We start from the raw sequence: 26573 nt of genomic DNA, 5'->3' as shown, positions 1-26573 counted from the left end.
AAACATAACGCCAAAAAATTACTGTCTTTATAACTCCTTATATTTCTTTTGTTTCTGCCGTCTCTTGTTTTGAATTTGATTCTTCCTTCATTAAGTTTTCTTTTGCAAAATTAATTAACTCTTCTTCATTTTTCCCGTTATCAGGATATGTACTTATGTGAAAATACCATTTCCCCGGCAGTTTATCTTTAAGTTTTTTTATTACAACCGCTGCACCATCAGCTCCTGTAACAGGAAGAATTAAAGCCAGTGTATTTTTATCAACCTCAAATACTGTATCTATGTCACGAAGTTTGTTTTTTAGCTGTTCTGCTATTTTTGAAATTTCAATTTTGACTTTCCCGTTGCATTGAGTCAACACTAAAGAAAGATTTTCATTGCCTCTTTTCGCCCGGTTTATTTCTTTTTTCAGCAGCTCTTTAAGTTCTGGATAGTGGTCTTCTTCTTTAACATATTCTATTAGCTTTACCACACGTTTTACAAGCTCAGCTGCTTTGAAGGGCTTAATGAAATATTCTACTGCACCAACTTCTACTGCCTCTCTAATTGAAAGTGGTGTAGCATCTGCGCTCAATATCATCACCGGAATGTTTTTGTATTCCGCCTGCGATTTTAGTTTCTGTATAAATTCAAAGCCATTCTGATTCGGGAGATTAATGTCTACAATTATTAAATCAAATAATTTCTCTTTATTTTTTACTTTCAATATTGCTTCTTCAGCAGTAGCTGCAGTTTCAACGTCATATCCTTCTGCTTCTAATATATTTTTAGCCATAAACCGTATTAATACAGAGTCATCTATTATTAGAATGCTCTTACTATTTTTTCTTTCTTCCATAGCTCTTTTATTGAGGCCAGCTTACAAGCCTCACTCTCTATCCTCCCTCTCTGTAAAATACTTCAGCTCAGTTTTACTCGCTTTTTACACAATTTCTTCCCGCACCTTTTGCTTCATACAGCATGTTGTCTACACGAAGAAGAACTGTATCAATAGTATCAGTATCCCTATATTCCGTCACACCAAAGCTTGCAGTCACATGTCCCACTTCAGGTAGGCTCATCATACTAATGTGCTTCCTAATCTCTTCCGCCAGGTCAACCGCATCACTTAAAGAAGTTTCCGGCAATAGGATTATAAATTCTTCTCCTCCCCACCGTGCAAAACAATCTGTCTTGCGTATCCTTCCTTTTACTGTATCGGCAACTTTTTTAAGAACCATATCCCCCGCAGCATGGCCGAAATGGTCATTTACCTTTTTGAAATGATCTAAGTCAAACATAATAAGGGAAAACGGCTTTCTATTTCGCTTTGTTCACTCTATTTCCCGCTCCAGCATCTGCATGAAAAAACGCCGGTTATAAATATTTGTAAGGGGATCAGTAATAGACTGGCGATAAAGCAATTCCTCAAATTTTTTGCGCTCACTTACATCGCGAATAATCCCTATTGCATGCCATGAATCTTTGATTCTAACAGCAGAAAGTGAAAGTTCTACATCAATTTCATGTCCGTCTTTATGCCTTGTCTTCATCTCAATTGTCTTACCTACGACACTTCCTTTTCCGGTTAAACGGAATTTTTTAAATGCTTCTCTATAGGCTTCGTACAGTCGCATATCTTGTATCATAAACATGTGCAAATCCTTTCCTATTATTTCTTCTCTTGAATAACCAAGTATGCGTTCCGCTGCAGGATTCCAAAAAGTTACATTGCCGTTATTGTCAATCATTACAATAGCATCTCCGGCATATTCCATTACAGTGCTTAAAATCTCATTCTTCTCTTTCAGTTCTTCTTCCATCCTTTTGCGCTCTGTCAGATCAATCACAAGTGCTGCATATACTTTTTCTTTACCAAATTCTACAGGTTCTAAGTGAATTTCTACCGGATATAAAGAACCATCTTTTCTGCAGTGCATTGTATCAAAAATAATTTGCTTCTGTTCTTCATTAGAAAGCGGCTCAAGAAGTTCTTTAAAGCTTTTCAAGGTAAACTCCGGTTTTAAGTCAACAGGCGTCATTTCTTTAAGCTCTTCTTCAGTATATCCCAAATTTTCCCTTGCTCCACGGTTTACTGCGATGAACTTTAGTGTCTGCGGATGGAATATGTAAATTTCATTGAGCGAGTCTTCAAAAAGATTTTTATAAAATTCAAGCTCTCTCTTTGCTTTCCATCGTTCGGTGATGTCAAAGACAATCAGATGCATCAGTGTTTTTCCGTGATAATCTACAGGGGATGAATATATTTCTACTAATTTCTCTTCTCCGTTGGCTAACCGTTGGAAGCAAATGCAGGGATTACAGCCCTTCTTTAAAGCTTCCGAACACTTCTGACCACCATCTATAGTAGAAACGCCAATAACAGCTTCTATGTCCATCTGCAGCATAGTTTCTCTGGAATAACCGTAGAAGTGACAGGCAGCTTTGTTAGCATCAATGATGCGTCCGGTTTGTGGATCAATAAGTATCATTGCTACGTTATGATTTTCAAACATATTGCGGAACAACTCTTCTCTTTTTTTTATCTGTATTTTAGCCTCATAAAGCTTAAAAGCCATTTCTATTTGAGATACGAGTACATACTCATCTACACCCTTAAGAGCATACCCGTAAGCTGAAACTGACTTTATTTTTTCCATTATTTCTTTACTGGCATTGGCAGTGAGAAATAGAATTGGGATATCTTTATGCTGCTGAATTATTCTTGCTGCCTCTATCCCATCGATTGCTCCTTTAAGTTCTATGTCCATAAGAATTAAGTCTGGGCTTTTGATGTTATTTAGTGCTTTTTCAACAGCCTCTTCGCCTGATGTGACTATCTCTGTTTCGTATCCATGCCTGGTCAGAATATCCGCTGTTATCTGCGCATTGAGCCTGCTATCTTCTACAATGAGGACCTTCTTCAGGTAAAAAGCATTCATCATCTGGTACCTCCAACCTTTTTGCAAGTATCTTTGAAAAATTATTTATGATTTTTATTTTCCAAAGTACTATTGTACTCTTCTCACTTGAAAAGTGCAATAAAATTTTCCTGTCATAGTGTTTATTTTCATCCGGTTAAAAAGTCTGCCACCTTTTATATATACCACTTTCATCCTCGAATATCCGGTTTCTCCATTTTTAGTCTTTTTGGGCTCTTCCATTTGCCAGTTCCAGTTAAACTTCCAAAAAGTCCTTTTGGAGCTGTCCACACCACAGTAAAGGCACCAAATGCAAAGAGAAATAGAAAATACCAGGGAACCCAGAAAAGTGTTTTCCATAAGTTTCTGTCGTAGTCATAATTCAAAAAAGCAGCAACTGACATTTGTACCACCCCTGCAACGGAAAGAAGTGCCCCATACCAGGCTGGAATTGGACTAATTCCCAGAGGATAATGGAAAAATATACTGCTTATAGCCCACAAAAGTGTGCCAAAGACAAAACAGAATGCCCACAGGTATCCCAGTACAAAGTCAAAATAAACAGGCCATAAATAACGCCAGTGCCAGCTTTTAAAAATATCTTTATGAGTTCGCAGTAAATGCCAGCCTCCAAGTGCCCAGCGCTTGCGCTGTTTCCAGTATTCTCTCAACGTTGCTGGAGACTGTATTAGGGCTACTGCCTGAGGTACAAACCAAACTTCATAGAAACGCTTTTGAATCTTCCAGGTTATATCAATATCTTCAGTCGCAGTATATGGTGAAAAACCGCCAACTTCCTTCAAAACTTCTGTTCGAAATGCTACAACACATCAACCGACAGGGCAGTATTTAAAGCATTGGCTTTTCCCTGATTTTCAGAAAGTCGCAGGAGATGAAAATTGGGATTCAAACCAACAAATCTTCTAATAATATTCGCTGTGTTATCGCTGGATGCATCATCTATAAATACTACTCTGTAATTTGGGTAGTTTAAAAATTGTAAAGCCGTGCATGTTGCTGCAATACTTACCTCTTCATTATGGCAGGGTACAAGAATAGTAACTGGCGGCCAATTTTTCGCCCCAATTTTTCTCCATTGACTGGGTTTTCTTGAATAACTTTTTTCACGCCTCCACCAGAAATATATTCCTGCAAGTGTCCAAATTATGCTCATTGCAAGAGGATAAGTAAATACATACCATCCTATGACTTCCCATATTGTCATTTGCTTTCCTCCTCTTTAGGTATATATTCAGAAATTTCATGAATAAACTCCCAATAGAGTCCCTCCTCTTCTATTCTTTTTATAACTTCCGGTGTAATTTCTTCTCCTTCAGAAACAATAATATTTCCTTTTGGAGTGCAAAAATTCTTTTTCATAGTTAACGGAGGGAAGGAGATTAAATAATCTTCTTCTTTTATAGAGGCAAAATTTCCAAATGGGGTTTCATTAGTCTCCTGGCGTATTTGCTTATTTTCAGTAATTTTTGCTGTATCCAGAGTTTCTAAAGAAAGTTCTTTCCAGGCTAATATCGGTGCTTCAAAAGCTGGCATTTTTAATTTCCTTTTATTTTTCTTGTAATACCTGTAATAATGATATTGGGTCCACATAAACATAATTATCCAAATAATAACAGCCCATCCAACAGACAAAAGAAAAGCAAGGGCTGTGGAATATACAGCCTGCGGTATAAAAAGATTTTTTCTCCACACATACGCAAGCAAAAACCAACCGAATGCTCCTAAAATCCAGATAAAAGCTCCTATAATCCACGACCATACCCCTAAAGTGAAAATTATTAGTCCTATGCTTTTAAAAAAGCCTATCAAACCTTTAAAACTGTCTTTTGTTCTACTTTCAAAATTATTATTCCCCATAAACTCTTCCTCTTTCTTTCCAACACCACCAGTTTGAGTATAGCATATCGTTTCTCAGAAATCAATAACTTCCACAAATAGATAATAATTATTCTCTGCTTACAAACAAGGATTTTCGTCAAGAGTTGGAATGGGTATTTTTTCGAACATATGATTCATTTAGAATAAGTCAAGTCTTATTTGTCTAAAAAGGGGTTAAAAAGACTCCCCATCCTCTAGTTAAAATAAGAATAGAAGCGAGCCGAAGATATAACTGTAGGAATGGGAAATTCTTATAAAATTCAATCTAATTTATCTCCTTTCTTTGTATTTTATCCTCTATTCTGTTGTTATGTGGTCCTTCAGGGTTTATCCACTATGCAACTCGATATACTATAAGTCTTATTTCTCCAAAAAGTGTTGCAAATACCAAATTAATCTTGCGAATGTTGGCTATACTTTTCTAATAATTCCATATGTCCACCAAGCATTCCCCTTTTTTCATTCGGTCTTCCACGGCTCGTTTAATTTGAGGGTACTTTAGCATCTGCACTTAAAATTATTGTCGGAATGTGTCCTGTACTTTCCCTCTGATTTCAAGTTCTGAATAAATTCAAAGCTATTCTGAGCTGACAAATTGATGTCTGCAATTGTTAGTACTGAGTCTACATAACCAGTTAATCAACTTGGGTTCTCTTTAAGGGATTCGCATCCAGATAAAAGACTTTGCCCAGTATATTGATAAGAACGAAGTTCACCTCGTTACAGTGAAAGGTTCTAATTACTGGGTATATCGTTATGAAGGTGCTTTAAATGGTATAGATAATGCTGTAGTTCTAATATGCTGGCCTTGAAAAAGCTTTTAAAAATCAAAAAGCTCTACATGCATTTTTATGCACTGATACTGAACTAAATACTGAGACTATTCTAAATTACTTATTTGGTTGTGGAATAGTTATAGTTCGTAAAGATGTACAAAAGCAGCGTATTCAATGGATTTATGATCAACCTAAAAATAATATACCTATCGATGAGATTTTTGAGCAACTAAAATTGGCTTAGATAAAGTGCATCTATCTAATGGTAATATTTGTTATTAAATTTTCTCATCTATAGTAATCTAAGAAAATTTTCTTAGTCTTAGGATAAATTAATTTGAAAAATCACATTTATCACCTTTTCTTTTGTTTAATTTGTTATGCTATAAAAGTAAGGAGAAATTAGGAACTTCAATTTTAGATTTAGGTCAACTTTATCCCTTTGACATTCTGTAGACATTAAACTTAGCACCAACGATCTGCTACTGGTGTTTTTTATTATCTTAACTTACTTACTTTCTTTTATTAACACTATATTCTGATTCCCATTTGGGCTGTGGTCCCCTTAAAAATATGATATAAAAGCTGCAACCAAGCTTATTACAAAAGAAATCCCAAAAGTATCTCTTAATCCCTTAATAAACTGAGCAACTGCTATCCCTTTTGATCCAACTTGAGTGCCTACAAAAAGTGCTTGCATTGCTTGTGGATCTATGCTTGAAGAAATTATTCCCATAGCCAAAGCTATACTTATTACTGTACCGGCATTGTTCATCATTGTCCTTACTCCTGCCGCTATTCCCCTCTTATTAGCAGGAACATTACTCATTATAGCATTGGTATTAGGAGATATAAATAGTCCGGAGCCAAAACCCATTATAGCCATCCACAGTATTAACTTTGTAATTGACGTTGTAGCATTTATTCCCATAAAACCTACAAGTCCTACTGCAGATATATGTAGCCCTATACTACTTAACTCTCGTGACCCATACCTATCAGATAGCCAACCGCTAATTGGAGAAACCACCATCATTGCAAGAGCAAATGGTGTCAATAAAATACCTGCAGTCAATGGAGCCATTGCCTTAATGCCCTGCAAATAAAAAATCAAAAGAAAAGTAACGGCTCCTCTTGCTATTCCGTTTAGAAGATTACTCGTATAGGCAAAAGCTAATATTCTCGTTTTAAAAAGATTCAAATCAAGCATTGGCTGGTCTACGGTATTTTCAATATAAACGAATAAAACAAACAAGGCTATTGAGACAACAAAGAGAGTAATAATGTGTGGATTTCCCCATCCTGCAAATCCTCCAAAAGACAGGGCAATTAAAAGTATTATCATAGCAACGGTAAATACTAAAGTACCAGCATAATCAAATTTTTGATGCTCAGGAAGAGCCTCTACTTCCCTAAGTTGTAGTGCTGCCCACAGTGTGCCAATAATCCCAAATGGCACATTGATGTAGAAGATGCTTCTCCAGCCAAATTTAAGCAAAAATCCTCCTAAAATAGGTCCTATGACATTTGCAATGCTTATAACCATGCTGTTTATACCTAAAGCTTTCCCTAATTCGTTTTTAGGAAAAGCGTCTGTTACAATCACTGTACTATTAGCCATCATTAAGGCGCCACCAATAGATTGAATAATTCTAAACAAAAGCAATTGAATACCCGAATTTGACATTCCAGATAGTAAAGAACTGAGAGTAAATATCGCAAAACCTGTAACATATAATTTCTTTCTTCCAATCATATCTGCAATTCTCCCTATTGTCGGTACAAGTATTGTAATAGAAAGCATGTAACTCATTACAACCCACATGATTATAGTCATATCAGCATGTAAAGCTTTCATAATATCAGGCAAAGCAATTAAAAGCATACTTCCATTAAGAACAGAAAAAAGAGCACCTATTGTAGTGCATGAAAGTGCAATCCATTTGTATTCCAATTTTTTCACAGTATGCATCTCCTTTCATACAACGATTCTTGGATATAATAATGCGGCACATAATTGCAAAATAACAGTTATGAATATTATTATTAGCCAATCCAAGCCTGCATTTGGTATAGGACTATTTAATAAATATCCTCTTAAAAGTTCTACAATATAACTCAGAGGATTTATTTGTGCTACTATTTGCAGCCAATGAGGCATAATCTCAATAGGATAAATTGCATTACTGGCAAAGAAAAGAGGCATTGTTATTACCTGTCCTATGCCCATAAATCTTTCTCTGTTTTTGACTATAGCAGCAATAGCCATGGATAAAGAAGAAAAGATAATAGCCCCAAAAATTATAGTAATTACGCTCATTAATATGTTAACAATGCTCCAATGCAATTTTATCCCTATTAACAAGGAAAGAAACAGTATAATCACTACTTGACTTATTGCCCTTACACCGGCTCCCAAAGCTTTTCCCGTAACAAATGCAAAGCGAGGTACTGGCAGTGCAATTAATTTTTGAAGAATTCCCTGGTCTTTGTCCCAAATAATGCTCAAGCCATAAAAAATTGATATAAACATCATAGACTGTGCCAGAATTCCTGGAGTCATAAATGTCTGGTAATTAACATTTCCTGTCGGAATAGCCCATACTTTGGAAAAAGCCTGGCCAAAAACCAACAACCATAAAGCTGGTTGAACTGCACGAGTAAAAAGTTCAGTGGGGTCATGGCGCAATTTTCTTATTTCCATCTCAGCAATAGTAAAGGAATTAGCTATATAGGCTATAAATTTTGATAGTATAGAAAAACTGTGTCGTTTTTCATCAGTCAAAGCGCTGAATGCGCCTTCTGACTTGTCGCATTTCATTGAAACTTCCCCCGCTTTCCAGTCGATTGCCTGTAAAAAATGTAAAAACATCTTCTAAAGTGGCTTCTTTATTTCCCGTCATCGCTTTCAATTCTTCAGGTGTACCAAGTGCAGCTATCCTGCCTTTATTCATAATAGCTACCCTGTCACACAGGGCTTCTGCTTCTTCCATATAATGAGTCGTTATTAAAATTGTAAGTCCCGTTTCTTTTCTAAGTGCTTCGAGAACCTCCCAAACATTACGTCGTGCTACAGGATCAAGACCAACTGTCGGTTCATCAAGTATTAATAATTTGGGCCTGTGTATTAATGCCTGGCCGATTTCCAGTTTTCTAACCATACCACCAGAGTACTCTTTGACAATCCTGTTTGCTGCTTCGCTTAAATTTAATATGTCAAGAATATGATTAATCCTTTCTTCTCTTGCTTTTTTAGGTAAACGCAATAATTTTGCAACAAAGAGAAGATTTTCGTACCCTGTTAAAGTTGAATCGGCTGATAAGGCTTGTGGTACATATCCTATTAAATTTCGAATATAACCTCCATTTTTTATAACATTTATTCCCTCTATTTTGATTTCGCCTGATGTCGGAGGCAGAAGAGTAGTTATCATACGAATTGTAGTTGTTTTTCCTGCTCCATTAGGTCCCAATAAGCCAAAAACTTCTCCTTCGTTTATGTTAAAACTTATACCTGCAACTGCTTCATACTTTCCAAAAAGCTTCCTTAGATTTTTAACTTCAACAGAAAAAGGCATATAAACACCTGCTTCCAAATCAAAATTTAGCAAGTCTCACATTCTTTCAATTGATTCCAAATTAACCTTAAATCACTGTTTAGACGTTCTACGTCAAGTCCATCAATCTTTTTCAAAATATTTGCAAGTATTGATGTACGATATTGTAAGATCTCCTTTAATAGTTTGTCACCTTCTTGTGTTAAAACGAGATAAACAAGCCTTCTGTCAGTTTCATCTCGCCATCTTTCAACGAGCCCATCACTTACAAGATTGTCAACAAGCCCTGTCAGAGTGCCGGGAGCCAGCAGTAGCCTCCTTTGCAATTCTTTCATGGTTATTGGATTGTCAACCGACAGCTTATTCATAACCCAAAATCTTGCCATTGTTATATTTTTTTCGTTGAGATAGCTTCGAGTATATAAATTTAATATGTGATTTATCTCTCGTAAAAACATTTCTAAACTGTCTATATAACCTAGTTTCATCAATTTGCCTCCCTAATATTTTGGTTTCCAAATTATATTATAACATTATTCTCACAAAGTCAATAGGCTGTGAACATTTGTCCGTGTCAAAATTAAGTAAATTTTTAAAAATATTTTTGTTCAAATTGCCTCATCGCCAATATGTAATTTCAGCAATTATTGCAGCAGCTGCCGTTACATCTATGCCAGGTATACCATCCAGTTGTTCAATCTGCCTTTTATATCTGTAAGCTCAGAATTGATGTTTTCTTCTATCTCGTGCAGGTGTTCATACATTTCGTCTAAATGCTTGAGTAAAAGCTTTAAAAATTCTCTCTGGTGCTTATTAATTAACGAGGTATTAATCCATCAAAATAAAATTCAACCTTTTGCCTTGTTAATTTTAGTTTAACAAAAAGCGAAATTTTTGTAACTTGAAAACTTATTTTCATTTCTGGTTGTGCTTGATTAAGCATGAGTGGTTAATTAATATTATAGGCTTGTTTTATAATTAAAGTAAATGAAATGTGTCAAAAAAACCGTCCCTGTGACACAAAAGCAACAATAAAAGAACCAGAAACCTATGAAAATAGGTTTCTGGTTCTTTTATTTATTGTACTGGCGAAGACTTTCTAAAATTATCTTTTGCTCTACGCTGGCAACAAGACGACGTGTATCAACAACGGCATCAGGATTTACGCTAATACTGGTTATTCCCTTACGAACTAGGAATTCGGTAAATTCAGGATAAACCGAAGGTCCCTGTCCACATATGGAAACAGTCTTACCATATTTACGAGCAACCTCTATAAGGTGGGAAATTGCACAAATGACTGCCTCATTACGCTCATCAAGATACCCCATATTACTCAACTTGGCAGAATCACGATCGGCACCAAGTATTAACTGGGTCAGATCATTGGATCCTATACTGAAACCATCCACTAAGGTGCAGAATTGTTCGGCAAGGAAGATAACTGAAGGAACCTCCGCCATAATCCATACCTTAAAATCCAAGCCAGAGGAAAGACCCTCTTCAGCCATTATATTCAAAACCTGGCGAACCTCTGAGGTAGTTCTTACAAATGGAAGCATAACGTAAACATTTGTAAGCTGAAATTCTTTCCTGACTTTCCTTATCGCTTTACATTCAAGGCGAAATCCAGCTTCATACTCAGGAGAAATATAACGAGAAACACCACGCCATCCAATCATTGGATTGTTTTCTATAGGTTCGTTTTCTCCTCCTTTTAAACCACGGAATTCATTGGTCCTGAAATCGCTGAATCGTACAACTACTGGTCGGGGATAAACAGCCTGAGCTACTGTTGAAATACCTTCTGCCAGTTTGTCAATAAACATTTTTTCCTGATGGGTTTTTAAAAGGTACATAGGATGAGCCCCTATATGATCTGTAAATATAAATTCTGTTCTCATGAGGCCTATCCCATCAAATGGTAAATCTTTATAGCGTGCAATGGCTTCCGGTTCTCCCAAATTCATATATATCTTTGTGGCAGTAACAGGCGCAAGCTCTTTCCATAGTACCCTATTTATCAATGGACCTGATTCTTTGCTTAGTTTTTCTGTATTCTCTTCATCCAAGCTAATATGTCCTTCATAAACTACTCCTCGGGAAGCATCAACAGTTACTTCCATGCCTTCCTTTAAAATTTCTGTAGCATTTTTTGTTCCCACAATACAAGGAATACCAAGCTCACGGGATACAATAGCTGCATGGCAGGTACGACCTCCTTCATCGGTTATAATAGCCGCTGACTTTTTCATAGCAGGAACCATATCCGGGTTTGTCATTTTTGTTACAAGAACGGTGTTTTTTTCAATTTTGGTAACATCATCAAAATCATTAATAAGAACAACCCTGCCTGCAGCCATTCCAGGTGATGCTCCCAATCCTCTAACTAAAACCTTCTTCTCACTTGTTGTATTAACCTTTTTATCTTCATTTTGTACTTTCCCCAACGTTGTTATAGGACGACATTGAAGTATATAGAAATTTCCTTTTTCATATCCCCACTCAACATCCTGTGGTACACCATAATGACCTTCAATCTTTATAAGCTGCTGACACAAAGCCAAAATCTGTTCGTCTGAAAGACACTGCTTTTTAACATATTCTGAACCTAAGTATTTGGATACTTCTATTTCCACAGAGCCACTTTCTGAGTCAGGATCAGCAACAATCATTAGATTTTTGTCAGAAATCGTTTTTTCTATGATCCTAAAATTGCTTTTATCAACTACATACTCATCAGGTGTTACCTTACCTGAAACAACAGCTTCCCCTAAACCCCAGCTGGCGTTTATCATTATCTCCTGCCTATTTCCGGAAATCGGATTTGCCGTAAAAGCCACTCCTGAAATCTCTGATTGAATCATTCTTTGCACTACAACACATAAATACACCGAAAAATGATCGAATCCTTGTGCTTGACGGTAAGCGGTAGCTCTGGCAGTCCACAGAGAAGCCCAGCAACGGCGCACATGAACAAGTACATCTTCTTCACCACAAACATTAAGATATGTATCCTGCTGACCGGCAAAAGATGCATCAGGCAAATCTTCTGCTGTTGCAGAACTTCTTACAGCCACTTTTACTGGGCCATCGTTACCTCCAAGTTCTTTATAAGCTTCAATAATTTCCTTCTCGATTTCAGGTGGCATAGGTGTATTTGTAATCATATCCCGTACATCTGACGTATTTTTTTTCAATTGTTCCAAATTGTTAATATCCGTTTTGCTAATGATATCCTTAATTTTTGATGCTAAACCTGTTGTTTCAATGAAATATTTATAAGCCTCTGCAGTAATACAAAAACCCGGTGGTACTGAAATCTTAGCTTGGGTTAGTTCTCCAAGATTAGCCCCTTTGCCTCCTACCAACTCCACATCATCTTTCCCCAGTTCATTAAACCATTTAACAAATTTATATGCCATAATCTATCTCCTCCCACTTTTAACAATTACATAATTCTTTATAATAAACTTCTAAAACCCTATTAGCTGTCTCTTCTACAGCCTTCCTTGTAACATCAACGATTTTCCTCATCACCTCCTAGGCATACTCCAATTCTTTATATACACTACTACCATATCTGCCTTCGTAATGCCCTTAGGATCTATACCATCGTCGTATTTTACCGCAAACTCGATAGCTTCTACCCTTTTGAAATACTCTTCATTTACTCTTCTCATAAGACCTGGTTCGAAATGAGGTTCTCTTCCTGTTATTTGCTTTAAAGCATCGAGTGCTGGTCCAAGTATATCTACGACTATTACATTATGTTTCTGAATGTTTCTGAGCTTCGCTAAGAAACATTCCTTTTAGATTAGGCATAACCAGTGTAAAAATTATAAAGCTATTATTTTGCATTGCTTGTTGAACAATTTCAACAATTTCTTCAGAATCTTTAACAAACGGAAAACGACGAATTTCAGCATTTCCGGAATTAAACTGGCTTACTGCTGCTCGTGTAACCAGTTCAGCTGTTTCACCAATAGAATCAGGCACAACATATATAATTGGATGTGTATTATTTTATATCGTTGTCAATCGTTATCTCTGCCTTTCATTACTCATTTATATATTTATATTATAGCCTTATTAAATTTTAACTGTCAAGTATTATATCTTTTATATTTTAAAGGTCATACTTTTTGTAGCACATCAAGATACCATCTCGCAATAAAATTTTCAAGAATAAAAAAATTTTGACTGTAAGTAATTTAAATGAGAAAATATAGCATCTGTAAAATACATATTACGGTGGTTTAACATAAAAGTTCCAATCAAAATTGTCCAAGCATTTACTCTGCCACAACTTTTAACTGCAATATCCGGCGGTATTGCAGGAATTATATTAATTGCGATTCTCAATAATTATTTTAAAAAGGTAGTTAACAATTAAGGGATAATCCTTCGATTATCCCTTCAGACTGTAGACAAAGTCCAAGGAATCTCATATAATAAAAGGGATTCCTTTATTTTTACTTCTTCATCTATTTCTCTTAGCCTTTTAGAGTACGCATAGAGAAGGGAAGCTGTTACCAGGTTATTTATTATCCTTGGCAGCCCTTTTGTTATAGAATATATTGCTTCATATATGTTTTAATCTTTCTCTATCCTCATCAATTCTTGCACATTTCTGTATCGGCTCTTGATACATTCTACCAATAGTCCAATCAAAATTATTAAAGTATATATTTGCAAATATTGGTGAAATAATTCCTTCTTGTTCTACAGTCTGAGCCGGGGATTAAACACCCCGGCTATTGTTTTTAAGATACCCCCCTCATTATCAAATTCATCATGCTGTCTTTTTCTTCATTGGTCATTTTCTCCCACATCGCTTCAAAAATCACCCCCAGTCCTGGAATTGCATTTTCTTCTTTACTGTCAATCACTTGCTGTATAAACCCTTTAATTTCTTCTTTTGTTCTTCCCTTTAAATTATTAAGTACTGCTTTCTTTATGTCCATAATATACCTCCATTTATGAGAATTCAATTAATATAATTCCCAAAATAAAAAATAATAAACAAAAAAATTCCTAAAAAGGAACTTACAGATTGAAGACAAAGTCAAATTAAAAAGTCTCCGCTTTTATGCGTAAAGTGCATCGCGGAAGTATCTTAGTGTGTCTTGGCGAAGTTTTGGAAAAGCAGCTTTCCATGAGCAACTCTTAGATACTTATTACCTAAAAAAGAATTTTTCTAAACTTAAATTAAACTCGCCTTTCATGTAAGGAGGAAAGCGAATTCGGAAGCTGCCCAAAACGAGCCTTAGACACGACTTAGATACGTGAGCCTGCACTCGAGCATAAAAGCTGGAGACTTTTAATTTATACATAAAACATAAAAAGTTTGTCAACAAACAAAAAAGTTCCTAAAAGGAACCTATATGACATGGAATAAATATTTAAGAATCAGCAAAATTGCTATACCTGCTATTCCAAAAACTCCTGTAATAAATGAAGTAATTATATTGACAGGCAAGTAAACCCCAAATAGAACACCAAAAAAATTAAAAAATAAAAGCATCACAAAACCCACTAAGGCATTTAATACAAACTTTACCATCAACCTTAGAGATTTACCTAAAAGCCATAAAATAAAAACTAATATTAAAATAGCAACAATAAACGAAAAAGTCCCTTCCATCACCCTGTAATCACCTCTCATATCTTGATTACATTATATCATATTTTGCAAATTAAAAATAAATTAAATTTACATTTTTTTGATTGATTAGTCCTTATTAATCATATAAAATAATAGAGGTTACAAAATTTAAGACAAAGGGGTATGGTAATGGAACTGTTAATCAAAGCTTTTATAATGGGAATCGTGGAAGGGCTAACTGAATTTCTCCCCATCTCCTCTACAGGACATTTAATCATTGTGGGAAGCTTTATTAATTTTACCGGAAAATTTGCTACAATGTTTGAAATCGTCATTCAGTTGGGAGCTATTTTAGCAGTTGTATATTATTACAAGGGAAAAATATTTGCTTCTCTTAAAAATTTAAAACCTGGAGATTGGGGATTTAATTTGTGGTTCAAAATCTTTATAGCTTTTATACCAGCAGCAGTTATAGGATTATTTACTCACAAATACATTGAAGAGCATTTATTTTCGCCCTTCACTGTAGCAATTGCCCTCATTGTAGGTGCAATAATGATGATAGTCATAGAAGATACTTTCGGAAAAAGATATAAAATTGACAACATGGACAAAGTAGACACAAAAAAATCTTTCTGGATAGGTATAGCACAAGTTATGTCTCTTTTCCCTGGAATGTCACGGTCTGCTTCTACTATAATGGGAGGTATGCTTGTAGGTTTATCAGTTAAAGCAGCTGCAGAATTTTCTTTCTTTTTAGCTATACCTACAATGTTGGCAGCAACAGGCTTTGAACTTATCAAAAGTTTTACTGCCATGTCTTTATTGGAATGGGAAGCTCTTACAGTAGGATTCATAATGTCCTTCATAACCGCTTTATTTGTAGTAGATAAATTTTTGTCCTATCTCACAAAACATCCTTTAAAACCATTTGCTTATTATAGACTAATTGTAGGACTACTTATGTTACTTCTAATATCTGAAAAGATAGTTAAATAATAAAAACAAAAAAGGGTAGACCCATTTATGGCCTATCCTTTTTATTTATTTTATTTATTCCAATTCCTCATAAGCTTTTGAATATACTTCATAATCTTTATCACTGAAAAGTATAAATCTCACTTCTTTTATATTGCTACCTTCAAGATAATCAGATACTACTCTTAAAGCTATTTTTGCAGCTCTCTCCACAGGGAAACCATATGCTCCTGTGCTTATAGAGGGAAAAGCTATAGTTTTTACATTGTATTCATCCGCCAATTTAAGGCTTTCTATGTAAGCACTTGCTAATAAATTATCTTCATTATGATTGCCGCCTCTCCATATAGGCCCAACAGCGTGAATAACATATTTAGCCTTTAAATTACCTGCTCCAGTTATAACCGCATGACCTGTAGGGCATCCTCCTTGTTTTTCTCTTATAATTCTGCACTCCTCATCGATAGAAGGGCCACCCGCTCTATGAATAGCTCCGTCTACCCCCACCACCTCCAGATAAAGAAGAATTTGCAGCATTTACAATAGCATCTACTTCTTGATCCACAATATTCCCCTTTATTAATTTTATTCTCTCTTTCATTTCATCACCCTAATTTTAATTTTTATTTACGCTTAAAATTATATCACAAAAAACTGATATTTTCACGACATTGTGTTTTCATATTTTTCACCAATTATCCATAGAAAAGCAAAAGATATAAATAAACATATAGACGCTGCTAAAAATAACTTGTTAAATCCTATAAAATCCATAATAGCTCCAAAAGAGGAAGGAGTAACTATTGCGGCCAGGGATGAAAAGAAATAATAAAGTCCTGTATATGTCCCTATTTTTTCAGCTGAAGTATAGCTCACTACAAGAGGATAAGAATTTATTGTAAATAAAGCATTAAACATTCCAGCAAAAGGCATCAAAATTTGGATTGTCCTAAAATCACGTACTATCATAAATATTAAAAATAAAATTCCTTGTCCAAAAGCTCCAATCATCATAGTTTTTCTTTTCCCTATTTTTGTAGCTATAAATCCAGCAGGTAAAGCAAAAACTAAAAATGCCAAAGCGTAAAAACCCATTGCAAAAGAAGAAACACTTTCGTCTATCCCTAAAGCTATTTTGCAATACCTTGTGAAAAAAGTTTCAACTGCAGCACAACCCGCAATTGTCATAAAAATTGACAGGAGAGTATAAAAGGGTGCTTTATTTTGATCTTTTACCACAGTTGCAAGGGCCTTTAAAATACTCTGTTTTTCTTTTTTTTCCTCATTAAAAACTATTTTAGGTTCTTTAATTGTTAAAAATAAAACTATAGGTATAATTAATGATAAAATCCCTGACAAAAAGAAGGGATATGCTTTGTTTATTTTATAAAGCTGAGATCCAATAAAAAATATTATTAATGAACCTAATCCTCCCATAAAATTTATGACTCCATTAGCTTTGCTTCTGTGCTCTTCTTCTACAATATCTGGCATTAAAGCTACCATAGGAGTCCTATACGTAGCTACAACAATGTTAAACAGCAAATCTATAACAAGAAGCGATAAAAGTTTTGTCTGAAGTGGAAGCAAAGCATATAAAACGCCAGCAAGAGGCATGCTTACAAGTATATATGGCATTCGCCTGCCTATTCTTGTTCGCGTATTATCGCTTAAAGCCCCAAAAAATGGAAGTATAAAAAGGTTAGCAATGTTGTCCCAACTCATTACAAACCCAATTAAAGTATTGCTTTTTGTAAAATTACCAAGAAAAATGGGCATATAGGCATTATATGCTGCCCAAATCATGGAAATTACCATAAAACCAAGGCCTAAATTAAATATCTTCAAATAATTCAATCGCGAGGACATATTATTCTCCCTTCTCTAAAAGATTTATCAAAGTTTGTGGGTCGTCAGTGATAATCGCATCCACACCTGCTTTTATCATCATTTCCATGTCTTCTTTCCTATCAACAGTCCAAGGAAATAATTTTATATTATTCTTTTTACATCCCTTTACTAATTCAGGTATTATATTAAAATAAAAAGGATGCAGAGAATACGCTTTCATTCGTATTGCCATGTGCCATGGTTCTACAAGCCCACATTGATAAAGAAGCCCAATTTTAAACTCCGGTGCCATTCTCTTTACATCCCTTAAGCTATAATGGTTAAAAGAAGAAATAACTACTCTATCCTCAAAGTCATAATCCTCTATCGCTTTGATAAGCTTTTCTTCAATTCCTGGATAAAGTACAATTCCACTTTTTATCTCTATATTTACAATAAAATTTTTATGCCCAATGAGTTCAAAAACCTCATAAAGAGTTGGTATTCTCTCCCCTGCAAACTTCTTGTCAAATTTTATTCCAGCATCTAGCCTCTTAAGCTCTTTTAAAGTAAAATCTTTAACAAAGCCAATTCCGTCTGTAGTCCTGTCTACCCTTTCATCGTGAATCACTACTAGTTGTCCATCTTTAGTAAGCTGCACGTCCAATTCAATACCGTCAGCTCCCATTTCTAAAGCCTTTTTAAAAGATGCTAATGTGTTTTCTGGAGCATTTCTTGAATCTCCTCTATGGGCGATTACTAAAGGTTTCATAAATATGCCTCCTCATTTTTCAATTACTATACAAATTTTATCACACTTACCTTTAAAAACAAATTCACAAAATTAATTTTGTATAATAAGTTTGTTCTTCTTCATGAAGGAAAATTATTATTAAATCTTCTTTTTTAAAATCTGCTGTCACATCGTGTTTAAAAAATTCATAAGTCACTCTCTTTGACAATTCAAGACTGGAAAGTCCAATAGCTTGTGGAAGATTTTTTTTCAACCAATTTTCATCTTTAAGATACCTTTTAAAAATCTCTTGACCTTTCTCATATTTTTCTTTTACACAATCAGGTAAATCTTTGGCAGCATTAAAATACAAAAAATCAAATTTTATAATATCTTTTATTAAATCCTCATCGAGATCGAGCATTTCAATAGAAAATTTATATAAAATATCGTATAAGGCTTTTAATGAATGATTTTTATATAATAGCTCGTTTTCTTTCCAGTACTTATAAAATTCAAGATAAAAGTCAAATGGCCTTTCAAAGTTATTCTCCAAATATTCAAGAGTTTTTTTAAATTTTCCAGAATTATAGTATTTGTTCAAAAGGAATGCTATACCTTTTAAAATGACTAACTCTTGATAACTAATATCCTTTGTATACAATACCTCATATGGGGGCTTACTATCATAAACTATTTTAAACTCCCCCACTTTTCTCATTAAAGGAGTGCCTTTCAAAACCTTTAAAAATCCCAACTGTATCTCATCAGGTTTAAGATTGTACACATCATCAAAAGCCTTGCTAAAAGTCCCAAATGTATCCTCCGGAAGTCCTGCGATTAAATCCACATGAAGCTTTATTCCAGCCTCTTTCAACAACTTTATTCCATTTAATGTCTTTTCAACTGCTGTTGTCCGAGATATTTTCTTTAGACTTTGTACATTAGTAGTTTGAACCCCTACCTCAAATTGTATTTTATTTTCAAGACCTTTTAACTCTTTTACAAAATCTTCATCCACAAGCTCTGGATTTATCTCACAGTGAAATACAATATCTCCTCCAACTTCCTTCATAATCTGCAAAATTTCTTTTGCCCTTTTTTTGTTTGAATTAAAGGACCTGTCAATAAGCTTTAATATCTTTACTCCTTTACCTGCAAACCATTTTAAATCCTTTCTCACTTTTTCAAGGCTTTTAAATCGCAATTTATTGTCAATAGAAGAAAGGCAATAAGCGCATTTAAATGGACATCCTCTTGAAGTCTCGTAATACACAAGCTTATTGCTTAAGTCTTCATCTTCTTCGTAAGATATCGGCACTTCATCTAAGTTAACATAATTTTTTTGCGGTTGAATTAATATTTGTTCACCAACTTTGTAACTAATTCCAGAAACATCTTTTACATCTCTTTTGCCATCTAATGCTTCCAATAACTCCTTAAAAGCTATTTCTCCTTCTCCTACCACAATGTAATCTATAAAACTTTTTGAAAGTAGGTTATCCACATCATAAGAGACCTCCGGTCCCCCCAAAACCAGTATTACATGAGGCAATATTTTTTTTATATTCTCAGACAAATTTAATGCTATCTCAATATTCCAGATGTAACATGAAATACCTACTACATCAGGGTTTCTTTCAACTATGCTTTCCAACATAAAATCTGCGCTGTCATTTATAGTTGTTTCAAAAATTTGTATATCATAAGGATGACAAAACTTTTTTATATTTCTTATAGCAATATTGGTGTGATAGTATTTAGCATTAATTCCCACAAGAAGAATTTTCATAGATATCCCTCGCATTTTACTGCATTTTACAAATATATAATATAAGTATTTGTCCAAAAAAGCAAATAGTTTTTGTTTTGCAAATCTATTTATTACCCAAATGAGATATAATATTGGTAGAGAAAATTTTAAGAAAGGATTGAAAGACATGTCCTTTATCAAATTCAACAAATTATGGTTTGTACTTATCTTAATAGCCGCAATATTCTCTGCCCTATATCTTTATTACACATTATTTCCAGGAAATATTTCTCATGAAGTCTATAGACACTTTTCCCCTTTAGAAATATCAAAAGCACAAAAGTATCACAGGATAAACAGATTAATTTACATAACCTCTTTTCTGACAAAAGCATCTTTTTTAATTTGGTTTGTATTTGGGAATAATGCACTTAAGCTTTCCCATTATATAGAAAATACAGCCTCAGGTAAATATTATTTAAATGTCTTTTTGTATTTTATAGCCTTGTGGGTCATCGTAAGATTGATATCTTTGCCCTTCAGCCTTTTAAGCCATTCTGTTCAAGTTGAATGGGGCTTTTCTGTACAGACAATGGCTTCTTGGTGGAGTGACTATTTCAAAAGTGCAACTTTAGATTTTGTATTTTCAGCAGTAGGAGTATTGCTTTTCTTTGTAGCAATAAACAGCTGGCCTAAAACCTGGTGGATAAAGGCAACAATTTTTTTAACCATAATCATGTTTGTGCAAATTTTTGTCTATCCTACTTTTATAGCTCCACTTTTCAATAATTTTACTCCCATTCACGACCCAAAAATAATAAACATGGTTAAAGAAATATCTAAAAATGCGGGAATAAAAATCGACAGGATACAAGAAATGGACGCCAGTAAAAGGACCACCCTTGCCAATGCCTACTTTTATGGATTTGGAAACACAAGTAGAATTGTGTTATATGACACATTATTAAAGCATTACCCTGATGACGAAATAAAAGCAGTTATTGCCCACGAAGCAGGCCACTGGAAAGAAAATCACGTATTAAAAGGGATGATAATTGGCATATTGGGGTTGATACTTGGGCTTTACTTACTTAATATTTTAATTTACTCAAGTGTATTAATAACTTATGGAAAAAGAATGACACCAGCAGTCATGGCGATGATATATTTGTTTGTACTGCTTATAAATTTTGACACAAACCCCATACAGAATTACATATCAAGGCAGATGGAAAAACAAGCAGATTTGCTGTCAGTAAAATATATTCATGACAAAAATGCTGTAATAAAACTTCAGATTGAGCTTGCCAAAAAAAGCTTATTGGATGTAGACCCTCCCCCTTTCATCGAATGGTTTTCTTATTCACACCCCTCTACAATGCACAGAATTGAATTGGTGCAAAAAGCAAATGTAAAATAAGGCACTATTTGAGTGCCTTATTTTATGAATCCTTTTCTTTTTCAACCATTTCAATTGCTCCAGGTGCACAATATCTCGTACAAACACCACACCCTGTGCACTTTTCTTCATCAATGCTTATGTTTCTCCTAAATGACCCTCCAAACGTAACTTTAAAAGCCTTAAATCTACAGCTCATTGCTGCTGGACAAAAGGGCGACCTGTCGCATATATCTTCATTGATTCTCGCTACTCTCATAATTCTACCTCCACAAAAAATACTCCCCCTGTGTTTAGGGATGTTCATGTATACATTATACACGAAATTTTGTATTTGTCAACATAAAAAAAGGCCACCTTAAAGACAGCCCCTTTAATTTATGCTCTTATAAAATTTATCAACACCTCAGAGAACTTTTTTGCATCATCAAAATAGCAGGTATGTCCCAAATTTTCAAACACAAACAATGTACTGTTTTTAATATTATTTTTCAATATTTCCGCAAATTCATAGGGTGCAATTTTATCTTTCCTCCCCCATACAATCAATGTTTTTACATATATTTCATTTAATTTTTCTTTGTATTTATCTACATTTATGCTATCTACAATTGTCAAACTTTTAAGCATATTTCCATATTTGAGAGCAAATCTTATAGAGATCTCCCCGCTAAAAGAAGGAGCTACAACATGAAAAGAAGATATATTTAAGCTTTTTGCAAATTCTAATAAAACCTCTTCCTTTTCTAAATCACACTCTTCAGAAGAACCATATCCGGGAAATTCGAGACATATCACCTTACATCCTTCATTAGACAAACTTTCAGCTATCCCTGAATTTATCCAATCATAAGCATTGTATCTTTTGCCATGCAATAATATCACTGTATCTTTGCTACTCTCTTTATCTATTTCTAAATAATAAATTTTACTGCCTTTTATATTTACATACTCACCTTTTATAACCATTTAAATCACCTCTATATAATGAGTGAAAGCTCTGCTCCATCCCTTATCGCTTCTACTGCAGAAGCAACAGTTTTGCAGTCACCAATGAAATAATATCTGTCCTCATTTTTTAGTTCCTCAAATTCAGTATCAGGTAAATTTCCAACTGCTAAAACTACATCATCCACTTTGACTACTTTATATGTGTCATTGGAGGTATACATAAGTTTTCCCCCAGATATTTTTTTTATTGATGCATTTGTAATTATATTCACTTTAAGCTCTTTTAGTCTATTTAAAAGCAATTTTTTTATCATTGGATATATATTCTCTCCAACTTCCTCTTTCATCTCTAAAACCGTCACATTTTTCCCTTTTTTGGAAAGATATTCAGCTGTTTCAAGTCCTGTAAGACCTCCACCAATTATTGCAATATCTTTTCCTTTTGGAATATTTCCTTCTAACACCTCAACAGCCGTATAAGGATTTATATCCGCATCCAAATTGATTTTAGCTGGCTTTGAGCCTGTAGCAATGACAATTTTATCATAAGGCATTTCTTTTATTTCTTGTAAACTTATTTTTTTATTTAAATGCACTTTGACATTGTATTTCTTTAACTCATTTTCTAGATATTCAGTCACTTTTCCTATCTCTTCTTTGTGGGGAGGTACTTTCGCTACATTTAACTGCCCACCAAGTTTATCCTCTTTTTCAAACAAAGTAACATTATGACCTTTTTTAGCAAGATATTTAGCTGCAGACATGCCTGCAGGTCCACCGCCAATTACAGCTATATTTAAGGGTTTATCGGTCTTTATTTCAAATTCTTTTTCTCTCCCTACCTCTGGATTAATCATGCAAGAAACAGAAAGTCCTTTTTGAATGTATGCAATACATGCCTGATTGCAGTGAATGCAATACCTTATATCCTGTTCTTGTCCTTTTATCAACTTTTCTACTAAATCCGGATCTCCTATAAAGCCTCGCGCTATCCCTATAAAATCAGCTATGCCATCCTCTAAAATTTTTTCCCAATCGTAAACACTGCCGAGCTTATCAACCGCTATGACAGGTATAGTTACATTTTCTTTTATCTTCTTTACAATTCCAATCAAAGGCTTATCTTCAATCCCCATAGGAGAAATATGATACTCCGATGTGGAAGATACACCTGAGGATATATCTAAAGCATCAGCACCATGGTATTCTAACAGTTTTGTGAATCTTACACTCTCTTCAATTGTAAAGCCCCCCTCTGTAAAATCACTGCCATTAATCCTGCAAAATACTGTCATCTCCGGAATAGTTTTTTTAACTTTTCGCAATATATCAAGTGCAAACTTTGTCCTTCCTTCAAAATCTCCTCCATACTCGTCAGTTCTTTTGTTTGTATCAGGAGATAAAAATTGATTTACAAACCAACCATGAGCAAAGTGCAACTCCACAGCATCAAAACCAGCCTTTTTCGCCCTTATTGCTCCACTTACAAAGTCTTGTACAAAGGCCTTGTATCTGTTCTTTTGTAAAATCTGATGGCTTGTATTTTGGATTGTGCATTGCAAGTTGAATCCCAGCTTTTGCACCATTTTGATGTATGGCCTCCGATAATCTTTTAAGTCCCTCTATTTTGTCGTCATCATCTATTCCAATTTGGTTTATAAAAAATTTCCCTAGCTTATTTACGTAACTTGCACCCACAATGACTAATGAAACGCCTTTTGACCTCCTTTTATAATATTCCACTTCTCTTTCGCTTACAAACCCTTCATTTGATAAATTTGTAACAGTAGGCAACATAATTATCCTATTTTTTAACTTAATATTCCCTATTTTCCCTTCTTTTAATAACACATTGACCACCTCTTTCATAGTTATATTTTAAAACTTGCATTGACATAAGTAAAATAATATAATTTTATACAGCATATAAGTGAAAACTTATGAGGGTGGTTAGTGTGCGGACTTGAGTCCAATGAGTGGTAGAAATAATTCCACTCCCTCCTCCGTGCTTTGTAGTATATCTATATATTTTAAAGAAATTATATCAAAAATATCGCTCAATAACACACTTTCATTACAATTTGTGCTTGAGCAAAGCGAAAGGATGTGGGTTAATATGAACTTAAGGCAACTGAAAATTTTTTTGACAGTTTGCGAAAGTGGCAGCATGTCAAAAGCAGCAAAAAAACTTTATATGACACAGCCTTCAATAAGCCAAACAATCTCTGAATTGGAACAGGAACTAAATGTCAAATTATTTGAAAGAATGAGCAAAAAACTTTTATTGACATATGGAGGAGAAGTTTTGCATAAATATAGCAAAAGAATACTTGCCCTTGTAGAAGAAGCACAAAGCACCCTTTTCGATATATCAAATCTAAAAGCAGGAAAGCTTCGCATTGGGGCAAGTACAACAGTGGGAACATATCTTCTCCCAGAGATAATAAGTAAATTCAGTGAGAAGTACAAAGACATACAAATATTTTTCACGATTGACAATACAGCCGTTATAGAAAAACAAATCCTTGATAACGCAATAGACATAGGAATTGTAGAGGGACCATTACATTCCAAGGAAATTGTAATAGAGCCTTTCATAGATGATGAATTATATGTTGTCTGTTCTAAAAATCACAAATGGGCAGCAAAAAAAGTAATACAACCTGAAGAAATTGAAAAAGAAGACTTAATAATTCGTGAAAAGGGAAGTGGTACCCGAGAAGTTTTTGAAACAACCATGTCAATGCACAATTTAAAATATAAAATTAAACATGTGCTAAATAACACAGAAGCCATAAAAAAAGCTGTTGAATCAAATATAGGAATTTCTGTAATTTCAAGTATAGCTTTAAAAGAGGAGTTAAAAAAAGACAAACTGGTAAAAATTCAAATAGAAGACATCAATTTTAAAAGAAAATTCAATGTAATATATCACAAAGACAAATACCCCTCCCCACTCTTCAATGAATTTTTAAGACACTTAAAGGAATTCCATGATATATTCTATAAAGAGTGAAGGGTATTATACACATCTTCCTTATAAGGGTGTATTAAAATAATATAGAGATGTGAAGCCTTCCCATCTAAACACAAAGTGTTATAGATGAGGCTCCCCACTGCATTAACAATGGAACTACCTGCCGTAAATACAGTTTAATCACACAACGCAATCACATTGTGATTGTATGGCTTTAATCAGATTAATTAATGTAGGCATGATCTGCTGGCTTCTTGCTGCAATATCTGTTATACAGCAAATCATCTCACCCAAAACAACACCATAAAATGTAAAATAATTTAGCCCTATCTATTATGTAAAATTAAATAATTTTCATATTCATGTATAAGATTGATTAATCTTGCGTACAATTATAACAGGCACATGAAGTATTACGGCAGCGTATAGTATTAAATTAATGATTTAAAGGTTTGAGCAAAGATGAAACAAGAGAATATATTACATTTTTTAAGATTTGTAAAGATTTTTGAAAGTTTTGTATAGACATTTTTACGACTTAAAGTCTTCATCCTATTTCAGATATTCTTGTAGCATACATCGTTATTTGCCTTAATAATTCGTTGGTATTTCAAAAAGTCTTAATGTAAGCCAGTTTTCCCCTTTTCCTGCAACATCCTTTAAATCTTTGCAATTTCATTTTTTAGAATATCTTTTTTGCTTTTATCAAGTTTTTGTGAAGTAATTGAACTTACTATAGGCATAATGTTTTTCTTTTTACACCAAATTTTACACATTATAACGGCTAATTTGATAATTTTGTATAAAGCCTCATCAAATTTTCATTTATTATATTTATATTTTTTACAACAAACTGAATATCTTCTCCTGCATTTACCTTTTAAAAACTCATTTTTTCGTTAAATAGGGGTGCACCCCAGATATCCTGTCAAGTTTTTATCGCATCCGCGAGGTTGTTATATATCACAACCGCAAGGTACACCCCTAATCCTGGCCAACTCAAGGAGGGGAGACTCGCTTAGCACAGGTTATCTTTGCAAGCATTGATATCAGCGCTTCTAAGCTGGAGCTAGTTTGTGTTGATGAACAAGGTACTCAACTATCATTTTTTATATCATTCGATATTTTTATGGATTAGCAAGATTCACTTTCTTAAATCCGCCATTATTTTTAATTATCTCTTGATACAAAGGTTTACCCAGCAAAAAAACC

The 26573-nt window shown here is 34.3% G+C and carries 21 protein-coding genes and 6 pseudogenes; 4 read left to right on the top strand and 23 right to left on the bottom strand.

What is annotated here, in order from left to right:
* Positions 1–37: 37 nt before the first annotated feature.
* From TKV_RS05105 to TKV_RS13805, 13 genes and pseudogenes are all read right to left on the bottom strand, one after another.
* A complete protein-coding gene (locus TKV_RS05105) occupies positions 38–838 on the bottom strand; it encodes a response regulator (protein WP_049685021.1) in 801 nt (266 codons plus the stop codon).
* Positions 839–911: 73 nt separating this feature from the next.
* Positions 912–2921, bottom strand: a pseudogene (locus TKV_RS05100) (PAS domain S-box protein).
* Positions 2922–3091: 170 nt separating this feature from the next.
* Positions 3092–3703, bottom strand: a complete 612-nt coding sequence (locus tag TKV_RS13500; protein ID WP_236617434.1) for a glycosyltransferase family 2 protein — start codon at positions 3701–3703, stop codon at positions 3092–3094.
* 17 nt (positions 3704–3720) lie between these two features.
* On the bottom strand, positions 3721–4125 hold the full coding sequence (locus TKV_RS13495) for a glycosyltransferase family 2 protein (RefSeq protein WP_236617433.1): 405 nt from the start codon (positions 4123–4125) through the stop codon (positions 3721–3723).
* Entirely contained in the window at positions 4122–4778 is a 657-nt protein-coding gene (locus TKV_RS05090; protein WP_049685020.1) for a hypothetical protein, read from the bottom strand. The genes TKV_RS13495 and TKV_RS05090 overlap by 4 nt, the downstream gene beginning before the upstream one ends.
* A 1309-nt stretch (positions 4779–6087) precedes the next feature.
* Positions 6088–7538, bottom strand: a pseudogene (locus TKV_RS05085) (MFS transporter).
* Between the two features lie 15 nt (positions 7539–7553).
* Entirely contained in the window at positions 7554–8396 is an 843-nt protein-coding gene (locus tag TKV_RS05080; protein ID WP_148307251.1) for an ABC transporter permease, read from the bottom strand.
* On the bottom strand, positions 8353–9171 hold the full coding sequence (locus TKV_RS05075) for an ABC transporter ATP-binding protein (protein WP_236617432.1): 819 nt from the start codon (positions 9169–9171) through the stop codon (positions 8353–8355). The genes TKV_RS05080 and TKV_RS05075 overlap by 44 nt, the downstream gene beginning before the upstream one ends.
* A gap of 8 nt (positions 9172–9179) precedes the next feature.
* Positions 9180–9620: a MarR family winged helix-turn-helix transcriptional regulator gene (locus tag TKV_RS05070; protein WP_049685017.1), complete on the bottom strand. Its 441-nt coding sequence runs from the start codon at positions 9618–9620 to the stop codon at positions 9180–9182.
* Between the two features lie 145 nt (positions 9621–9765).
* A pseudogene (locus tag TKV_RS12350) lies at positions 9766–9950 on the bottom strand (IS110 family transposase); the annotation flags it as partial.
* A 255-nt stretch (positions 9951–10205) separates the two neighbouring features.
* Positions 10206–12557 (bottom strand): phosphoenolpyruvate synthase, encoded by a 2352-nt coding sequence (ppsA, locus tag TKV_RS05065; RefSeq protein WP_049685016.1) that lies wholly within the window; start codon positions 12555–12557, stop codon positions 10206–10208.
* Between the two features lie 111 nt (positions 12558–12668).
* On the bottom strand, positions 12669–12884 hold the full coding sequence (locus tag TKV_RS13810; RefSeq protein ID WP_268870115.1) for a kinase/pyrophosphorylase: 216 nt from the start codon (positions 12882–12884) through the stop codon (positions 12669–12671).
* A 16-nt stretch (positions 12885–12900) separates the two neighbouring features.
* Positions 12901–13131, bottom strand: a complete 231-nt coding sequence (locus TKV_RS13805) for a kinase/pyrophosphorylase (RefSeq protein WP_049685015.1) — start codon at positions 13129–13131, stop codon at positions 12901–12903.
* Between the two features lie 235 nt (positions 13132–13366).
* On the opposite strand from TKV_RS13805, the pseudogene TKV_RS13490 reads away from it, so the two are divergent.
* Positions 13367–13528 (top strand): annotated as a pseudogene (locus TKV_RS13490) (ECF transporter S component); the annotation flags it as partial.
* Between the two features lie 370 nt (positions 13529–13898).
* On the opposite strand, the gene sspI reads toward TKV_RS13490, so the two are convergent.
* Both sspI and TKV_RS05050 read right to left on the bottom strand, forming a co-directional pair.
* Positions 13899–14099, bottom strand: a complete 201-nt coding sequence (sspI, locus tag TKV_RS05055; RefSeq protein WP_049685014.1) for a small acid-soluble spore protein SspI — start codon at positions 14097–14099, stop codon at positions 13899–13901.
* Between the two features lie 416 nt (positions 14100–14515).
* On the bottom strand, positions 14516–14779 hold the full coding sequence (locus tag TKV_RS05050; RefSeq protein ID WP_234949253.1) for a pro-sigmaK processing inhibitor BofA family protein: 264 nt from the start codon (positions 14777–14779) through the stop codon (positions 14516–14518).
* 150 nt (positions 14780–14929) lie between these two features.
* On the opposite strand from TKV_RS05050, the gene TKV_RS05045 reads away from it, so the two are divergent.
* On the top strand, positions 14930–15739 hold the full coding sequence (locus TKV_RS05045; RefSeq protein ID WP_003869475.1) for an undecaprenyl-diphosphate phosphatase: 810 nt from the start codon (positions 14930–14932) through the stop codon (positions 15737–15739).
* A gap of 54 nt (positions 15740–15793) precedes the next feature.
* On the opposite strand, the pseudogene TKV_RS05040 reads toward TKV_RS05045, so the two are convergent.
* The 4 genes and pseudogenes from TKV_RS05040 to TKV_RS05025 form a co-directional block, all read right to left on the bottom strand.
* Positions 15794–16319 (bottom strand): annotated as a pseudogene (locus tag TKV_RS05040) (O-acetyl-ADP-ribose deacetylase).
* 62 nt (positions 16320–16381) lie between these two features.
* Positions 16382–17587 (bottom strand): MFS transporter, encoded by a 1206-nt coding sequence (locus TKV_RS05035; RefSeq protein WP_049685012.1) that lies wholly within the window; start codon positions 17585–17587, stop codon positions 16382–16384.
* A gap of 1 nt (position 17588) precedes the next feature.
* Positions 17589–18320 carry a glycerophosphodiester phosphodiesterase gene (locus TKV_RS05030; protein ID WP_049685011.1) on the bottom strand — a complete coding sequence of 244 codons (732 nt, stop codon included), beginning with the start codon at positions 18318–18320 and terminating at the stop codon, positions 17589–17591.
* 64 nt (positions 18321–18384) lie between these two features.
* The gene (locus TKV_RS05025) at positions 18385–20073 is read right to left on the bottom strand and encodes a B12-binding domain-containing radical SAM protein (protein WP_049685010.1); all 1689 of its coding nucleotides are present in this window, start codon (positions 20071–20073) and stop codon (positions 18385–18387) included.
* 148 nt (positions 20074–20221) lie between these two features.
* On the opposite strand from TKV_RS05025, the gene TKV_RS05020 reads away from it, so the two are divergent.
* The gene (locus tag TKV_RS05020) at positions 20222–21454 is read left to right on the top strand and encodes a M48 family metallopeptidase (RefSeq protein ID WP_049685009.1); all 1233 of its coding nucleotides are present in this window, start codon (positions 20222–20224) and stop codon (positions 21452–21454) included.
* A gap of 22 nt (positions 21455–21476) precedes the next feature.
* On the opposite strand, the gene TKV_RS05015 is transcribed toward TKV_RS05020, so the two are convergent.
* The 4 genes and pseudogenes from TKV_RS05015 to TKV_RS13480 form a co-directional block, all read right to left on the bottom strand.
* The gene (locus TKV_RS05015) at positions 21477–21692 is read right to left on the bottom strand and encodes an ATP-binding protein (RefSeq protein WP_049685008.1); all 216 of its coding nucleotides are present in this window, start codon (positions 21690–21692) and stop codon (positions 21477–21479) included.
* 119 nt (positions 21693–21811) lie between these two features.
* The gene (locus TKV_RS05010) at positions 21812–22402 is read right to left on the bottom strand and encodes an alpha/beta fold hydrolase (RefSeq protein WP_049685007.1); all 591 of its coding nucleotides are present in this window, start codon (positions 22400–22402) and stop codon (positions 21812–21814) included.
* A gap of 11 nt (positions 22403–22413) precedes the next feature.
* Complete coding sequence (locus tag TKV_RS13485; RefSeq protein ID WP_236617459.1) at positions 22414–23148, bottom strand: NAD(P)/FAD-dependent oxidoreductase; 735 nt, start codon at positions 23146–23148, stop codon at positions 22414–22416.
* 228 nt (positions 23149–23376) lie between these two features.
* Positions 23377–24181 (bottom strand): annotated as a pseudogene (locus TKV_RS13480) (NADH:flavin oxidoreductase); the annotation flags it as partial.
* Positions 24182–24500: 319 nt separating this feature from the next.
* On the opposite strand from TKV_RS13480, the gene TKV_RS05000 reads away from it, so the two are divergent.
* Positions 24501–25400 (top strand): selenium metabolism-associated LysR family transcriptional regulator, encoded by a 900-nt coding sequence (locus tag TKV_RS05000; RefSeq protein ID WP_049685006.1) that lies wholly within the window; start codon positions 24501–24503, stop codon positions 25398–25400.
* Positions 25401–26573 lie beyond the last annotated feature (1173 nt).

Source organism: Thermoanaerobacter kivui (assembly GCF_000763575.1).
Classification (GTDB): domain Bacteria; phylum Bacillota; class Thermoanaerobacteria; order Thermoanaerobacterales; family Thermoanaerobacteraceae; genus Thermoanaerobacter; species Thermoanaerobacter kivui.
The sequence above is the reverse complement of the archived record's forward strand: the minus strand, read 5'-3'. Positions and strand labels throughout refer to the sequence as shown.

What these genes read in the sequence shown, in the direction of transcription:
- TKV_RS05105 (WP_049685021.1), bottom strand. Translation starts at nt 838, where the DNA reads ATGGAAGAAAGAAAAAATAGTAAGAGCATTCTAATAATAGATGACTCT.
- TKV_RS13495 (WP_236617433.1), bottom strand. Translation starts at nt 4,125, where the DNA reads ATGACAATATGGGAAGTCATAGGATGGTATGTATTTACTTATCCTCTT.
- TKV_RS05090 (WP_049685020.1), bottom strand. Translation starts at nt 4,778, where the DNA reads ATGGGGAATAATAATTTTGAAAGTAGAACAAAAGACAGTTTTAAAGGT.
- TKV_RS05080 (WP_148307251.1), bottom strand. Translation starts at nt 8,396, where the DNA reads ATGAAATGCGACAAGTCAGAAGGCGCATTCAGCGCTTTGACTGATGAA.
- TKV_RS05070 (WP_049685017.1), bottom strand. Translation starts at nt 9,620, where the DNA reads ATGAAACTAGGTTATATAGACAGTTTAGAAATGTTTTTACGAGAGATA.
- ppsA (WP_049685016.1), bottom strand. Translation starts at nt 12,557, where the DNA reads ATGGCATATAAATTTGTTAAATGGTTTAATGAACTGGGGAAAGATGAT.
- sspI (WP_049685014.1), bottom strand. Translation starts at nt 14,099, where the DNA reads ATGGACATAAAGAAAGCAGTACTTAATAATTTAAAGGGAAGAACAAAA.
- TKV_RS05050 (WP_234949253.1), bottom strand. Translation starts at nt 14,779, where the DNA reads ATGGAAGGGACTTTTTCGTTTATTGTTGCTATTTTAATATTAGTTTTT.
- TKV_RS05045 (WP_003869475.1), top strand. Translation starts at nt 14,930, where the DNA reads ATGGAACTGTTAATCAAAGCTTTTATAATGGGAATCGTGGAAGGGCTA.
- TKV_RS05035 (WP_049685012.1), bottom strand. Translation starts at nt 17,587, where the DNA reads ATGTCCTCGCGATTGAATTATTTGAAGATATTTAATTTAGGCCTTGGT.
- TKV_RS05030 (WP_049685011.1), bottom strand. Translation starts at nt 18,320, where the DNA reads ATGAAACCTTTAGTAATCGCCCATAGAGGAGATTCAAGAAATGCTCCA.
- TKV_RS05025 (WP_049685010.1), bottom strand. Translation starts at nt 20,073, where the DNA reads ATGAAAATTCTTCTTGTGGGAATTAATGCTAAATACTATCACACCAAT.
- TKV_RS05020 (WP_049685009.1), top strand. Translation starts at nt 20,222, where the DNA reads ATGTCCTTTATCAAATTCAACAAATTATGGTTTGTACTTATCTTAATA.
- TKV_RS05015 (WP_049685008.1), bottom strand. Translation starts at nt 21,692, where the DNA reads ATGAGAGTAGCGAGAATCAATGAAGATATATGCGACAGGTCGCCCTTT.
- TKV_RS05010 (WP_049685007.1), bottom strand. Translation starts at nt 22,402, where the DNA reads ATGGTTATAAAAGGTGAGTATGTAAATATAAAAGGCAGTAAAATTTAT.
- TKV_RS13485 (WP_236617459.1), bottom strand. Translation starts at nt 23,148, where the DNA reads ATGTCTGCAGCTAAATATCTTGCTAAAAAAGGTCATAATGTTACTTTG.
- TKV_RS05000 (WP_049685006.1), top strand. Translation starts at nt 24,501, where the DNA reads ATGAACTTAAGGCAACTGAAAATTTTTTTGACAGTTTGCGAAAGTGGC.